At 29.8% G+C, this 13,224-nt stretch carries 15 protein-coding genes; 8 read left to right on the forward strand and 7 right to left on the reverse strand.

The window, feature by feature from the left end:
* Window positions 1-51: 51 nt before the first annotated feature.
* Entirely contained in the window at window positions 52-453 is a 402-nt protein-coding gene (gene ytxJ / locus ACWYN7_RS14960; RefSeq protein WP_462860772.1) for a bacillithiol system redox-active protein YtxJ, read from the reverse strand.
* Between the two features lie 191 nt (window positions 454-644).
* Here ytxJ and clpB point away from each other — a divergent pair, with 191 nt between their 5' ends.
* From clpB to ACWYN7_RS14975, 3 genes are all read left to right on the forward strand, one after another.
* Window positions 645-3,257 (forward strand): ATP-dependent chaperone ClpB, encoded by a 2,613-nt coding sequence (clpB, locus tag ACWYN7_RS14965; protein WP_462860773.1) that lies wholly within the window; start codon window positions 645-647, stop codon window positions 3,255-3,257.
* 230 nt (window positions 3,258-3,487) lie between these two features.
* Window positions 3,488-3,916 carry an Hsp20/alpha crystallin family protein gene (locus tag ACWYN7_RS14970; protein WP_462860774.1) on the forward strand — a complete coding sequence of 143 codons (429 nt, stop codon included), beginning with the start codon at window positions 3,488-3,490 and terminating at the stop codon, window positions 3,914-3,916.
* A gap of 87 nt (window positions 3,917-4,003) precedes the next feature.
* Window positions 4,004-4,504, forward strand: coding sequence for a SixA phosphatase family protein (locus ACWYN7_RS14975; RefSeq protein ID WP_462860775.1), 501 nt, complete (start codon window positions 4,004-4,006; stop codon window positions 4,502-4,504).
* 19 nt (window positions 4,505-4,523) lie between these two features.
* Here the strand turns inward: ACWYN7_RS14975 and ACWYN7_RS14980 are convergent, their stop codons facing one another.
* From ACWYN7_RS14980 to ACWYN7_RS15000, 5 genes are all read right to left on the reverse strand, one after another.
* Window positions 4,524-5,180, reverse strand: a complete 657-nt coding sequence (locus ACWYN7_RS14980) for an MCP four helix bundle domain-containing protein (protein WP_462860776.1) — start codon at window positions 5,178-5,180, stop codon at window positions 4,524-4,526.
* 44 nt (window positions 5,181-5,224) lie between these two features.
* Complete coding sequence (locus ACWYN7_RS14985) at window positions 5,225-5,533, reverse strand: hypothetical protein (RefSeq protein ID WP_462860777.1); 309 nt, start codon at window positions 5,531-5,533, stop codon at window positions 5,225-5,227.
* A gap of 128 nt (window positions 5,534-5,661) precedes the next feature.
* Complete coding sequence (locus tag ACWYN7_RS14990) at window positions 5,662-6,288, reverse strand: response regulator (RefSeq protein ID WP_462860778.1); 627 nt, start codon at window positions 6,286-6,288, stop codon at window positions 5,662-5,664.
* Window positions 6,289-6,298: 10 nt separating this feature from the next.
* On the reverse strand, window positions 6,299-7,942 hold the full coding sequence (locus ACWYN7_RS14995; RefSeq protein WP_462860779.1) for a sensor histidine kinase: 1,644 nt from the start codon (window positions 7,940-7,942) through the stop codon (window positions 6,299-6,301).
* A 41-nt stretch (window positions 7,943-7,983) separates the two neighbouring features.
* Window positions 7,984-8,727, reverse strand: a complete 744-nt coding sequence (locus ACWYN7_RS15000; protein ID WP_462860781.1) for a DUF6503 family protein — start codon at window positions 8,725-8,727, stop codon at window positions 7,984-7,986.
* Window positions 8,728-8,814: 87 nt separating this feature from the next.
* Here ACWYN7_RS15000 and smpB point away from each other — a divergent pair, with 87 nt between their 5' ends.
* The 4 genes from smpB to ACWYN7_RS15020 all read left to right on the forward strand — a co-directional run bounded on the left by smpB (window position 8,815) and on the right by ACWYN7_RS15020 (window position 11,586).
* Window positions 8,815-9,276 carry an SsrA-binding protein SmpB gene (smpB, locus tag ACWYN7_RS15005; RefSeq protein WP_462860782.1) on the forward strand — a complete coding sequence of 154 codons (462 nt, stop codon included), beginning with the start codon at window positions 8,815-8,817 and terminating at the stop codon, window positions 9,274-9,276.
* Window positions 9,269-9,844, forward strand: a complete 576-nt coding sequence (locus ACWYN7_RS15010; protein ID WP_462860783.1) for a Maf family nucleotide pyrophosphatase — start codon at window positions 9,269-9,271, stop codon at window positions 9,842-9,844. Before smpB ends, ACWYN7_RS15010 begins: the two co-directional genes overlap by 8 nt.
* Window positions 9,845-9,985: 141 nt before the next feature.
* Entirely contained in the window at window positions 9,986-10,936 is a 951-nt protein-coding gene (locus tag ACWYN7_RS15015) for a transketolase family protein (protein ID WP_462860784.1), read from the forward strand.
* A 50-nt stretch (window positions 10,937-10,986) separates the two neighbouring features.
* A complete protein-coding gene (locus ACWYN7_RS15020) occupies window positions 10,987-11,586 on the forward strand; it encodes a porin family protein (RefSeq protein WP_462860785.1) in 600 nt (199 codons plus the stop codon).
* A gap of 78 nt (window positions 11,587-11,664) precedes the next feature.
* Here ACWYN7_RS15020 and bcp read toward each other — a convergent pair whose 3' ends face one another.
* The gene (gene bcp, locus ACWYN7_RS15025; protein ID WP_462860786.1) at window positions 11,665-12,117 is read right to left on the reverse strand and encodes a thioredoxin-dependent thiol peroxidase; all 453 of its coding nucleotides are present in this window, start codon (window positions 12,115-12,117) and stop codon (window positions 11,665-11,667) included.
* Window positions 12,118-12,206: 89 nt separating this feature from the next.
* On the opposite strand from bcp, the gene ACWYN7_RS15030 reads away from it, so the two are divergent.
* Window positions 12,207-12,863: an endonuclease III domain-containing protein gene (locus ACWYN7_RS15030; protein ID WP_462860788.1), complete on the forward strand. Its 657-nt coding sequence runs from the start codon at window positions 12,207-12,209 to the stop codon at window positions 12,861-12,863.
* Window positions 12,864-13,224: the final 361 nt, after the last annotated feature.

Here is a 13,224-nt window from a genome sequence, read left to right on the forward strand (position 1 = left end):
AATTTAAAAAAACAAAAATAAGATTTAAATAAGGTTTAATGCAAGTTTATGCTAAATAAATCTTGACAAATCAGTTAAAGTAATGTCGTAATGAGATGCATTGTGAACAGAAACTCCATTTTTTATGACCAAAAGTTGTGGAGATTGATGCATCACCTGAAAAGTGTAGCCGATTTCATCAGAAATATTTCTATAACTTAATAAATCTAAGTAATAGACTTTTAGCGCTTTATGCTCTTCTTTAAACAATTTTTCAAATTGTTTAATAACCATACTGCTAATTCCACATCTGGTAGAATGTTTAAAAATAAGGATAGCCTCTGTTTCAGATTGTTTTTTTATTTCTTCTAGTTGGTCTAATGACGTTAAAGGAATCCAATTTAAAAATGTTTCTTTTTCATTTTTAGCTTTTTGATTGTCTTTTGCTCCAAATAAATTATCGAATATACCCATGTATTGTTTTTCTTATTTTATACAAAGATACTAAACTTTAATCAGTCAAAAAGTCAGTATTTATAAGGTTTTTCAGACATTTTGACTTATATTTAAAATAAATAACCAATGGTATTACTATTGTTATTTATCAATTGAAAAATAAAAAACAATAACAATGAAGTAAAATTCATTGTGTAAAAAAAAGAAAAATGAACCTTAATAATTATACAACAAAATCACAAGAAACCATACAAATGGCGCAGCAAATTGCGCAAGGTTATGGGCATAATCAAATAGAAAACGAACATATATTTAAAGCATTAACTCAAGTTGATGAAAATGTATTGCCTTTTTTATTAAAGAAATTAAACATCAATATTACTGTTGTAGCCCAAATTTTAGATAAACAATTAGAAAGTTTGCCTAAAGTTTCTGGTGCTGAATTAATGCTATCTAGAAAAGCAGGTAAAACCTTAAATGAAGCGTCTATTATTGCTAAAAACATGAAAGATGATTATGTTTCTATAGAGCATTTAATTTTAGCAATTTTTAAATCGAAATCTAATATTGCACAGGTTTTAAAAGACCAAGGTGTTACAGAAAAGCATTTAAAGTCGGCTATAGACGAGTTGAGAAAAGGAGAAAGAGTAACCTCTCAATCTCAAGAAGAAACGTACAATTCTTTAAATAAATTTGCTAAAAACCTAAACGATTTAGCAAAAAACGGAAAATTAGATCCTGTAATTGGTAGGGACGAAGAAATTCGTAGACTATTACAGATTTTATCACGTAGAACCAAAAACAATCCAATTTTAGTAGGAGAACCTGGAACAGGAAAAACCGCGATTGCAGAAGGATTAGCACACAGAATTGTTGATGGTGATGTACCTGAAAACCTAAAAGATAAATTGATTTTTTCTTTAGATATGGGGGCTTTAATTGCTGGCGCAAAATACAAAGGTGAGTTTGAAGAACGTTTAAAAGCGGTAATTAAAGAAGTAACCACTTCTGATGGAGATATCGTTTTATTTATTGATGAAATTCACACATTAGTTGGTGCTGGAGGTGGACAAGGTGCCATGGATGCTGCAAACATTTTAAAACCTGCTTTGGCTCGTGGAGAATTGCGTGCAATTGGTGCTACTACCCTAGATGAATATCAAAAATATTTTGAGAAAGACAAAGCTTTAGAACGTCGTTTTCAAAAGGTTTTGGTAGATGAACCAGATATTGAAAGTGCCATTTCTATTCTTCGTGGAATTAAAGAAAAATACGAAACACATCATAAAGTGCGTATAAAAGATGAGGCTATTATTGGTGCTGTAGAATTATCGCAAAGATATATTACCAATCGTTTTTTACCAGATAAAGCCATTGATTTAATGGACGAAGCTGCTTCTAAATTACGAATGGAAATCAATTCTAAACCAGAAGAACTGGATGTTTTAGATCGTAAAATAATGCAATTAGAAATTGAGATTGAAGCCATTAAACGTGAAAAAGATGAAGTAAAATTAAAATCTTTACGTTCTGATTTGGCAAATATTAAAGAACAACGTAATGAAATTAATGCCAAATGGAAATCTGAAAAAGAAGTTGTAGATAATATTCAAAATGCAAAATCGAATATCGAAAACTTTAAAATTGAAGCCGAAAAAGCAGAACGTGAAGGAGATTATGGTAAAGTTGCCGAAATTAGATATGGTAAAATTAAACAGGCTCAAGAACAGTTAGAAGAATATCAGCAAATTTTAGCAGCAAATCAGAATGGAAATTCTTTAATTAAAGAAGAAGTTACTTACGAAGATATTGCTGAAGTTATTGCAAAATGGACAGGAATTCCTGTTACTAAAATGATACAATCTGAACGTGAAAAACTCTTAGTTTTAGAAAATCAATTGCATAAAAGAGTTGTAGGGCAAGAAGAAGCTATTGTTGCTGTTTCTGATGCTGTTAGAAGATCGAGAGCTGGTTTGCAAAATCCGAATAAACCCATTGGTAGTTTCTTGTTTTTAGGTACAACTGGTGTTGGTAAAACAGAATTGGCAAAAGCCCTTGCAGAATATTTATTCGATGATGAAAATGCCATGACACGTATAGATATGAGCGAATATCAAGAACGCCATTCAGTAAGCAGATTGGTTGGAGCGCCTCCAGGATACGTAGGTTATGATGAAGGAGGACAGTTGACAGAAGCTGTTAGAAGAAGACCTTATTCTGTGGTACTTTTAGATGAAATTGAAAAAGCGCATCCAGATACATTTAATATTTTGTTACAAGTGTTAGATGAAGGAAGATTGACTGATAATAAAGGTAGAATTGCCGATTTTAAAAACACGATTATTATTATGACTTCGAACATGGGAAGCCATATAATTCAAGAAAAATTTGCAGACCCTAAAGCTGATGTTGATGCTGTTACAGAACTCGCAAAAATTGAAGTACTTGGTTTGTTAAAAAAATCGGTAAGACCAGAATTTTTAAATAGAATTGATGATGTAATTATGTTTACCCCTTTAAATGAGTCTGATATATTTAAAATTGTAAAATTACAAATAGAACATTTAAAGAAAATGATTGGCAAACAAGAAATTACCTTAGATGCTACTGATGAAGCCATAACCTATTTAGCAAAAAAAGGGTATCAGCCAGAATTTGGAGCAAGACCTGTAAAAAGAGTCATTCAGAAAGAAGTATTAAATCAGCTTTCTAAAGAAATTTTATCGGGTAAAATTACTACAGATAGCATTATTCTTTTAGATGCTTTTGATGATAAATTGGTCTTTAGAAATCAATCAGATTTAGTTGAAAATAACCTCTAATAATTGTAAGTTTAACTATACAATTTGTTTGCTATAATTTAGTTGTGTTTAAAAAGGCAATGCTTCACAAAGCATTGCCTTTTCTTTATTTAGATATCTAAAAAACAGCAAAGTAACTGTCAGAAAAGCAATTCAAAAACTGAAAAAATGTCACTTTTAGCAATTGGCATTTTTTTTGTTTTAAATAGGTTGTTATTAAAATTAATGTTCAACTTAAAAAATGTAAAATTATGTTATTAAAAAGTAAAGATTTTCCAGTTTTACCAAATGTATTTAACGACTTTTTTAGAGATTGGTCTACATCAAATTTTTCTGACACAAACACAACGCTACCAGCAGTAAACATTAAAGAAAATGAAAATGAATTTTTGGTTGATGTTGCAGTACCTGGTATGGAAAAAGGAGATTTTAAAATTGATTTAGACAACGATATTTTAACCATTTCATCAGAAAAAACACTTAATAACGAAGATTCTGATGAAAAATATACAAGAAAAGAATACAGTTATTTATCTTTTAAAAGAAGTTTTACATTGCCTAAAGGGATTGTAGATTCTGATAATATTAGTGCTACTTACAAAAACGGGGAATTAAAAATTACAATTCCTAAACTGGAAGAAGCAAAACCAAAGCCAGTAAAATTAATTGAAGTAATGTAACGTTTTACAAACTAGATTTTATAAAAAGCGATGTTTAAAACATCGCTTTTGCTTTTTTAACTATATTCGTTCTTTAAACTCAACCAAATGAAAAAATATTTTTTACTTTTTGCTTTTGCAATTAGCTTTCTTAGTGCATGTACATCAGATAAAACAACTACTTATTATCTAATTCGTCATTCAGAAAAAGACAGATCTAATGAAATGAATGCCAATCCGCATTTAAATTTCGAAGGTGAAAAAAGAGCACAAAAATGGTCTAGTTATTTTGCTGATATTCCTTTAGATGCTGTATATTCTACCAAATATTTTAGAACTGTAGAAACGGCAACACCTACTGCAAAAACTAAAAACTTAGCCATAAAATATTATAACCCAAGTTCTTTAAACGATTCAATTTTTAAAGTTGAAACCTATGGTAAAACTGTTTTAATAGTTGGCCACAGCAATACAACTCCTAGTTTTGCAAATAAAATTTTAGGTGATAAAAAATATGATAATATGGATGATCATGACAATTCAAGTCTATTTATCATTACAGTGAAAGGCGATGAAAAAGTTTCAAAAATTGAAAAAGTTGAATTATAAACCAACTTTTTCTAGACTATTACTTTTTAGGATAATAAAGTATTACAATCTGAATGATTATTGCTAAAAAGACCAAAATATAGATTTCTATTTGAGTAAACAGCTCTATAGTAGAAAATGCTTTATTACTTAAAGACACTTGCCTCTCTCCTTCTTTTAGCTGGATTTTAGACAAATTGTACAATGTGTTTTTTACCGTTTTTATATGATTTAACATCTTTATTTTATCATTATTTACATCATCCAAATCATTTATTTCTATTTTATTTAAGGCAATAACTTGATTTTTTAAAGTATTAAAAACTTGCGCTTCTTCTAAAGTTAAATTTGTATCCTCAAACTTTTGTAGTAATGCATTAATATCATTATTTATTTTGAGATTATTAACCTTAAAAAACGCGATATCAGCCATAAGAATTGCATGCTCTTTTTGATTTATATTTTTATAGATGGTAAAAATAATGTCTTTGGCAATTAAACGATCTTCGTAAATATTGGTTACAGAATTATTGATTCTTTTAAAGTTTTCTTTATCAATTAAATTGGTAGTTATAATCAATAAAAAGATCATTAAAACTCCAAGAATCCACTTTAATTTAGCATAAATATTCATATTTATTATTTTACATTGTTTTACAAAAAAGCCCCAAGAGATTACTTCTTGAGGCTTAGTCATTATTATCTTAAATCACTCAATTAAAGATAATAAACAACACCATTTTATCTGTTTTTTCTACGCCAAGGTTTGTAATTTTTATACGCTGGTCCCATTAATTTTTTTCTTTCAGAATTTAATTTTACTACCTTTTGCGCTTGGTAATTATCTTTATTTTGCCAAGGTTTATAGTTTTTATACGCAGGGCCTTTTAAATCATTTTTTGCGGTGTTTGTATACACCACCATTGGCTCAGATTTATATTTCCAGTATTTGTAGTTTTTATATGCAGGGCCTTTAAAATCACTTCTTTTTTGGGCATAAGTACCTAAGGTAAATGAAATTAATCCTAATACAATAATTATATTTTTCATGATGTTGTTATAATTTTAAGTTCTGCTAAACCCTATTGTTTAACAGTTATAAAATTACTCATGAAAACCCGACAATGTTGGTATCAGAAAATTGGTAAATTGATATCCGTATAAATACGGATGTTAACTTATAATATTTTCTTTTCGATGGCTTTTTTAATTAAGGCTGCAGTATTTTTTACCTCAAACTTTTTTAAAATATTAGCTCTGTGAGTTTCTATAGTTCTGGCGCTTACAAACAATTTCGATGCAATTTCTTTTGTTGTGAATCCTTTAGCAATAAACTGTAAAACCTCGTTTTCTTTGTTTGATAAAAGCTGTGAACTCACTTTATTTTCAGACATAAAATTAACCATTTTTTCAGAAATTTGCGGTCCGAAATATTTTTTTCCTTTGGCCACACTTCTAATGCTTAAAAGCAATTCGTCTTCATCTGCATTTTTTATCAAATAACCATAAGCGCCTTTTTTGGCGCATTTTGCAATATAATTGCCTTCATTATGCATCGAAATTATAATGGGTTTAATTTTAGAATTCAATTGATCTATTTTATCTAATACCTCAAAACCATCCATATCTGGCATGGTAATGTCGAGTAAAACAACATCAATACTTTTATTGGTTTTTAGTAATTCTAAAAGTTGCTTGCCATTAGAAACTGTTTTTACAACGCTAATATCGTTATGTTTTTTAAGAAGTTCAGACAAACCAAACCGAAATAAATCATGATCGTCTGTGATTACTACATTTATCATTGTTTAACTTTTAAACTGGTATTTCAATTTCAAAAATTGTATTGCCATTGTTGGTTTGTATATCGATTTTACCATTAAAAATGGAAACTCTTTCTTTAATATTTGTAATTCCAGATCCTAAAATTATACTATTCATATCAAAACCACCTCCATCATCAAAATAAAATAAAGAAATAAAAGTATCAAATTCTGAAAGGGTAATTTTTATTTGGCTAGCATTTGCATGTTTTAAAGTATTGTTAATCAATTCTTGTACAATTCTAAATAAATTAATGGCCAACTCATTAGAAATATTACCTTGAGATGCATCATCAAAATCTATTTGTAACGTTACAGATTGCTGAATTGTATCTACATAATTTTTTAATGTTGGGCCTATTCCAAAATCTTCTAAAGTAGCTGGCATTAATGCATTTGTCATAGATCTTACTTCAGAAATGGTCGTATCTATCATCGTATTAATCTCTTTTTTATGCGCTTCTTTTTCTGTGGTATTCTGAATGTAAAATTTTAACGTTGTTAAAAACGGGCCTATTCCATCATGGAGTTCTCTTGCTAATTTTTTTCGTTCGCTTTCTAAACGATCAACCAAAACTCTTTTATTATTAATTGCAATTTGCTGCTCTTTATTTCTAAAATCGATTAATTTTTCGCGCATTTTTAAAAGTGTATGCCCTAACAAATCGTCTGAACTTTTGGGCGAATATTTAGCGGTTAAGTTCATATTACCTACATCTACAGAAAAATCTACAGCCCCAGAAAGTGCGGTTTTTAAGCTGCCTAAGGCTTCAAACATTTCATTAATCTCTTTAGGTTTAGACATTACAGAAAAGGTGCTATTTGTAGTATTTTCGATATAATTTCCTTTGGCCATCACCATTAACCTTCTTTTCATTTCTATTATGGGTTGGGTAATTATTTTGGTTAAAAAGAGTGATAAAATGACTGAAACCATAATAATGCAAATTGTAATTAGAATTAACTTTTTACGCATGGCTAACAAAGGTTTCGAAACTTCTTCGATGTCTATTTCTGATAAAATAACCCAATTTAAATTCCCAATATTGATTGGTTGATAAGCACTATACACTGGCACATTTCTATAATCGTTAAAAATACCAGAACTCTGTAAACCTTTATGAGCACTGACAGCTCCTTCTGTTTTGGCTTGTATTGTGTACGGTTTTTTATTGGGATAAAAACGAGATTGAGAACGCAATCTAAAATCGTTTGCCACTAAATAAGATTCTCCACTTAAGCCCATTCCTGTGCGTTCTGTTAAAATATCTTTTATTTTATCATCATCTAAAAGATGTATTTTTTTTGTGCCTTTAAAATAATTGACAAAAATGACAGAAGTTTCTTTTTTAGGATGCAAATGCGTTACATCATAAATACCTTTTGTAGGATATAGATCATCAGGAATTTCAAATTCAGGTGGATTATAAAAATCCTCAGTATTAAATTTTTGCCATTCTGAGTTGATTAATCTCTCTAACTGAATGTGCTTTAATGTTTTAATAGAATTTAATTGCAATAAAACTCGATTGTCTAAAACTTTAGAAAATTCTTTATAAAAAGTAAAGGATAGAAATAATACTACAAATACAATAAGTGTATTAATAATTATAATAATCCAGCTTTTAATATTCATACTATCATTTCAATTTAAAGATACAAAATGATAAAATAAACTTATTCTAACAGTTTTACATCAATATCTTCTAAAACAATTTCAGAAACTTTTTTTAATTGATTGTTTTCAAAAGCTTCATCAATATTTACTAAAGCAATATTTTTGTCTAAAGGTTTGTAGTTGTAATAATCTACAAAACGAATTCCGTTTTTAGTACATTGTTCTTTTAACACTCTAAAACGCTTTCCACCACCATTTGTGTGATATGAATAGGCCAAATAATCGATTAAAAAATCATTTTTACCAATCCAATATATAAAAACATCTTCAAAATCTTCTCCTCCTCCATCTTCCGAAAACGTAATTTCTACTTTATAGTATTCTTTATTGTATATTGTAGATGATGCTAATAATTTTTTATGAACAGCTTTATCATTTAAACCAAAAGGCAACACCGAAAAATAATGCACCGAATTTACAGCATTGCTTTGTGTATGCATTGTTGTTGAATCAATTTCTGCAAGATTACCGTCAATTGTTCTTGTAAAACCAGTATTGGTTAATTCGTCCGTAATAGAATCAAAGGTTCTAGATAAATTAAACTTTCCGTTTTTACGAATGGCTTTATAGCTTTTATCTCTAAAGTTAAATGAAATTTCAGCATTAGCAACCAAATCTGCTCCCGAATATAAAATGGTTTTATCTATAATTTCTTGAGCGGTTAATTTTTTTTCAGTGGGTTTACAAGAAACTGCAATCATCAAAATAAAAAGAAGGCAATATTTCATTACGTTTTGTTTCATTTGGTCTATAATATAGACCTCAAAATTACATTTCTTTGACCAAAGTAAAAATGTATCTTTGTATAAATTTAAAATTTAACTGTAATAGTGCAGAAAAAAATAAACATACAGAATAAAAAAGCGCGTTTCGAATTCGAAATTCTTGATAAATATGTAGCTGGAATTCAATTAACAGGTACAGAAATAAAATCGATAAGATTAAGTCAGGCAAGAATTACAGAGAGCTTTTGCGAATTTAATGATCGAGGAGAATTGTTTATCATAAATATGTACATACAAGAATATATGTATGGCCATCATTTTAATCATAACCCAAAAAGCGAACGCAGATTATTGTTAAACAAGCGCGAATTACGAAGCTTAAAAAAAGATGTAGAAGCCAAAGGAAACACCATTGTGCCTCTAAAATTGTTTATCAACGATAGAGGTTTTGCTAAATTAGAAATTGCTTTAGCCAAAGGAAAACAAACGCACGACAAACGAAATGTTATTAAAGACAGAGATAACAAACGAGATTTAGCCAGAATAAAGAAAAGCTTTAATGCTTAAAGAAAAATTAAAAGACTACAATATAATTTTGGCTTCTGGTTCGCCAAGAAGACAGCAATTCTTTAAAGATTTAGATATCGATTTTACAATTGAGGTAAAAAAAGTCGATGAGATTTATCCAGATCATTTAAAAGGATCAGCTATTACCGATTATTTAGCAGATTTAAAATCCAAAGCTTATAATTTATCAGCAAAAGATATCTTAATTACTTCTGATACCATTGTTTGGTTAGAAAACCAAGCACTTGGTAAACCAAAAGATGCCCCAGAAGCTTTTAAAATGTTAAGAAAATTATCGGGTAAAAAACACCAAGTAATTACTTCTATCAGTATAAAAAACCTTCATTTTCAAAAAATTATAAATGATGTAACCACAGTTTCTTTTAAAGCACTTACCAATGAAGAAATAAACTACTACATTAAAAACTACAAACCTTTTGACAAAGCAGGTGGGTATGGCATTCAAGAATGGATTGGTTTTATAGGTATTGATAAAATAGAAGGCAGTTATTTTAATGTGGTGGGCTTGCCTGTTCATAAACTTTACCAAGAATTTATGAAATTATAATAGAAAAGACCTTTTTACTGATAAATTATTAATTTACCATAAAAAATATTTTAAAAAGAGGCCATTCTAAAGTCTATTTTTCTTCTCTATAGAAAAATAAAAGTTTATTTTTACGCAAAATTTTACAATACAATTATTATAATGAAAAAATATACGTACACAGAAAAAAAAGATACACGTTCTGGTTTTGGTGATGGTTTAACAGAATTAGGAAGAACAAATCCAAACGTAGTTGCTTTATGTGCAGATTTAGTAGGTTCTTTAAAAATGGCAGATTTTATTAAAGAAAACCCAGAAAGGTTTTTTCAAGTGGGTATTGCAGAAGCAAATATGATGGGTATTGCTGCTGGTTTAACCATAGGTGGTAAAATTCCGTTTACAGGTACTTTTGCAAACTTTTCTACAGGTCGTGTGTACGATCAAATTCGTCAATCTATTGCGTATTCAAATAAAAATGTAAAAATTTGTGCTTCGCATGCTGGTGTAACTTTAGGTGAAGATGGAGCAACGCACCAAATTTTAGAAGATATTGGATTAATGAAAATGTTACCTGGCATGACAGTAATTAATCCTTGTGATTATAACCAAACAAAAGCCGCTACTATTGCCATTGCTGATTTTGATGGCCCTGTTTATTTACGTTTTGGTAGACCAAAAGTGCCAATTTTTATGCCAGAAGGTGAGTTTGTAATTGGTAAAGGAATTCAATTAACAGAAGGTACAGATGTTACCATTGTGGCTACTGGTCATTTAGTTTGGGAATCTTTACAAGCTGCAGAACAATTAGAAGCAGAAGGTATTTCTGTAGATGTAATTAACATACATACTATTAAACCTTTAGACGAAGAAATTATCTTAAAATCTGTTGCAAAAACTGGTTGTATTGTTACTGCAGAAGAACATAACAAATTAGGAGGTTTAGGAGAAAGTGTTGCTAGAACCTTAGCATTAAACACGCCTACTCCACAAGAATTTGTTGCAACTGACGATACTTTTGGCGAATCTGGAACTCCTGCTCAATTAATGGAAAAATACGGTTTAGATGCTGCTGCTGTAATTAAAGCTGTTAAAAAAGTAATTTCTAGAAAATAATAACGTTTTTGTTTTTAAGAGCGTCTTTATATAAACTAAAATTAAAAATTATGAAAAAAGTAATCGTATTCATGTTATTGGCTTTCGGATTAAGCCAAACTTCTAACGCTCAAATTCAATTTGGTGTTAAAGGGGGTGTAAACTACAATTCGAATTCTATTAAAGAAACATCTCAAGATGTTTTTGATGGCGCAAAAAGCAAAACGGGTTATCATGCAGGTATTTGGTTGCGTGCCAAATTGCCTATCGTTGGTTTTTATATTAGACCAGAATTGGTGTATACCAACTTAGAAAATGAAGTTTTTTATAAAACATCTGCAGAAACAACAACGCATACTTTTCAAAAAATTGATATTCCTGTTTTATTAGGAAAAAAGATTTTTGGAATTGGTAATGTGTTTATTGGCCCTTCTTTTCAATATATTTTAGATTCTGATTTTGGAATTGAAGATATTAAAAATGTAGATGCTGATGGAATTACTGTTGGTTTACAATTTGGTGGTGGCATCGAATTGGGTAAATTAGGTATAGATGTGCGTTGGGAAAGAGGTTTTTCTGATGTAGAATCTTCTTTTGCAGGTAATTTAGGTAACGTAGAATACGATACAAGAGTCAATCAAATTATAATAGGGCTTTCTATTCAGTTATAATAACTTCTTGTAATTATCATATAAAAAAAGAGGGAAACGTACTGTTTTCCTCTTTTTTTTTGTGGTTTATATTTTCATTTATTCTAAAATCTGAGCTGCATGAGCCTTTGTCTTTACTTTGGTAATTACATCTTCAATTACTCCATTTTCATCAATAATAAAAGTAGTTCTGTGAATTCCATCATATTCTCTCCCCATAAATTTCTTTGGCCCCCAAACATTAAAAGCTTCTATAACAGCCTTGTCTTCGTCTGCTAATAAAGGAAAAGGCAATTCGTTTTTATTGATAAAATTTTGCTGTCTTTTGGCAGAATCTGCACTTACACCTAAAACGTCATACCCTTTTGCTAAAAACGTTTGATAATTGTCTCTTAAATCGCAAGCTTCGTTTGTACAACCAGGTGTACTTGCTTTTGGATAAAAGAATAACACTAATTTTTTACCTGAATAATCTGATAATTTAACGGTATTTCCTGCTTGGTCTTTGGCTTCGAATTGTGGAGCCTTATCTCCTATTTTTAATGATGTCATATCTTTAATTTACTATTTAAAATTCAAAGTTTAAAATTACGAATAAGTTAGCTAACTTTGAATGTTAAATTTTGAACTTACTATTAATAATGACCAAACAAGAAAAAGTACAATTTGTAATTGATACACTTCAAGAATTTTATCCAGAAATCCCAATTCCTTTAGATCATAAAGATCCGTATACACTTTTAGTGGCAGTATTATTGTCTGCACAATGTACAGATGTTCGTGTAAATCAAATCACGCCTTTGTTATTCGCTAAAGCGGATAATCCTTTTGATATGGTTAAAATGACCGTGGATGAAATTAAGGAAATTATTCGTCCTTGTGGTTTATCACCTATGAAATCGAAAGGTATTTACGGTTTATCAAAAATATTAATTGAAAAATATAATGGCGAAGTTCCGCAATCTTTTGAAGGTTTAGAAGAATTGCCAGCTGTGGGGCATAAAACAGCAAGTGTGGTAATGAGTCAAGCTTTTGGTGTACCTGCTTTTCCTGTTGATACACATATTCATAGATTACTATACAGATGGAATTTAACCAACGGAAAAAACGTAAATCAAACCGAAAAAGATGCCAAACGTTTATTTCCAAAGGAATTATGGAACGATTTACATTTGCAAATTATTTGGTATGGACGTGAGTATTCTCCTGCTCGTGGTTGGGATTTAGAGAAAGATATCATTACAAAGACCATTGGTAGAAAATCGGTTTTGAGTGCTTATTATAAAGCCAAAAAGTAGACTCTGATTTTAAGGATGGCTTTTATTATTTTGACACGGATTTCACGGATTCTTACTGATTTTTATGGAAAATAATTTCACAGAGATTCTCTGAGTTATTTCCCTGAGATCCACAGAGGAAATTGTTTTTGACATGAATTTCACGGATTTGCACTGATTGTAGTGGAAATTATTACGCTGAGACTCGCAGAGTTTTTTCTCTGAGATTCACAAAAGAAATTGTTTTTTACACGGGTTTCACGGATTTGCACTGATTGTAGTGGACATTATTACACTGAGATTCGCAGAGTTTTTTCGCTGAGATTCACAGTGGAAATTGTTTTTGATACGGATTTCATGGATTTGCACTGATTGTAGTGGA

Source organism: Polaribacter sp. M10, assembly GCF_054968445.1.

What these genes read in the sequence shown, in the direction of transcription:
- ACWYN7_RS15010 (WP_462860783.1), top strand. Translation starts at nt 9,269, where the DNA reads ATGCTTAAAGAAAAATTAAAAGACTACAATATAATTTTGGCTTCTGGT.
- ACWYN7_RS15020 (WP_462860785.1), top strand. Translation starts at nt 10,987, where the DNA reads ATGAAAAAAGTAATCGTATTCATGTTATTGGCTTTCGGATTAAGCCAA.
- ACWYN7_RS14995 (WP_462860779.1), bottom strand. Translation starts at nt 7,942, where the DNA reads ATGAATATTAAAAGCTGGATTATTATAATTATTAATACACTTATTGTA.
- ACWYN7_RS15015 (WP_462860784.1), top strand. Translation starts at nt 9,986, where the DNA reads ATGAAAAAATATACGTACACAGAAAAAAAAGATACACGTTCTGGTTTT.
- bcp (WP_462860786.1), bottom strand. Translation starts at nt 12,117, where the DNA reads ATGACATCATTAAAAATAGGAGATAAGGCTCCACAATTCGAAGCCAAA.
- clpB (WP_462860773.1), top strand. Translation starts at nt 645, where the DNA reads ATGAACCTTAATAATTATACAACAAAATCACAAGAAACCATACAAATG.
- ACWYN7_RS14985 (WP_462860777.1), bottom strand. Translation starts at nt 5,533, where the DNA reads ATGAAAAATATAATTATTGTATTAGGATTAATTTCATTTACCTTAGGT.
- ytxJ (WP_462860772.1), bottom strand. Translation starts at nt 453, where the DNA reads ATGGGTATATTCGATAATTTATTTGGAGCAAAAGACAATCAAAAAGCT.
- ACWYN7_RS15030 (WP_462860788.1), top strand. Translation starts at nt 12,207, where the DNA reads ATGACCAAACAAGAAAAAGTACAATTTGTAATTGATACACTTCAAGAA.
- ACWYN7_RS14990 (WP_462860778.1), bottom strand. Translation starts at nt 6,288, where the DNA reads ATGATAAATGTAGTAATCACAGACGATCATGATTTATTTCGGTTTGGT.
- ACWYN7_RS14970 (WP_462860774.1), top strand. Translation starts at nt 3,488, where the DNA reads ATGTTATTAAAAAGTAAAGATTTTCCAGTTTTACCAAATGTATTTAAC.
- ACWYN7_RS14980 (WP_462860776.1), bottom strand. Translation starts at nt 5,180, where the DNA reads ATGACTAAGCCTCAAGAAGTAATCTCTTGGGGCTTTTTTGTAAAACAA.
- ACWYN7_RS14975 (WP_462860775.1), top strand. Translation starts at nt 4,004, where the DNA reads ATGAAAAAATATTTTTTACTTTTTGCTTTTGCAATTAGCTTTCTTAGT.
- ACWYN7_RS15000 (WP_462860781.1), bottom strand. Translation starts at nt 8,727, where the DNA reads ATGAAACAAAACGTAATGAAATATTGCCTTCTTTTTATTTTGATGATT.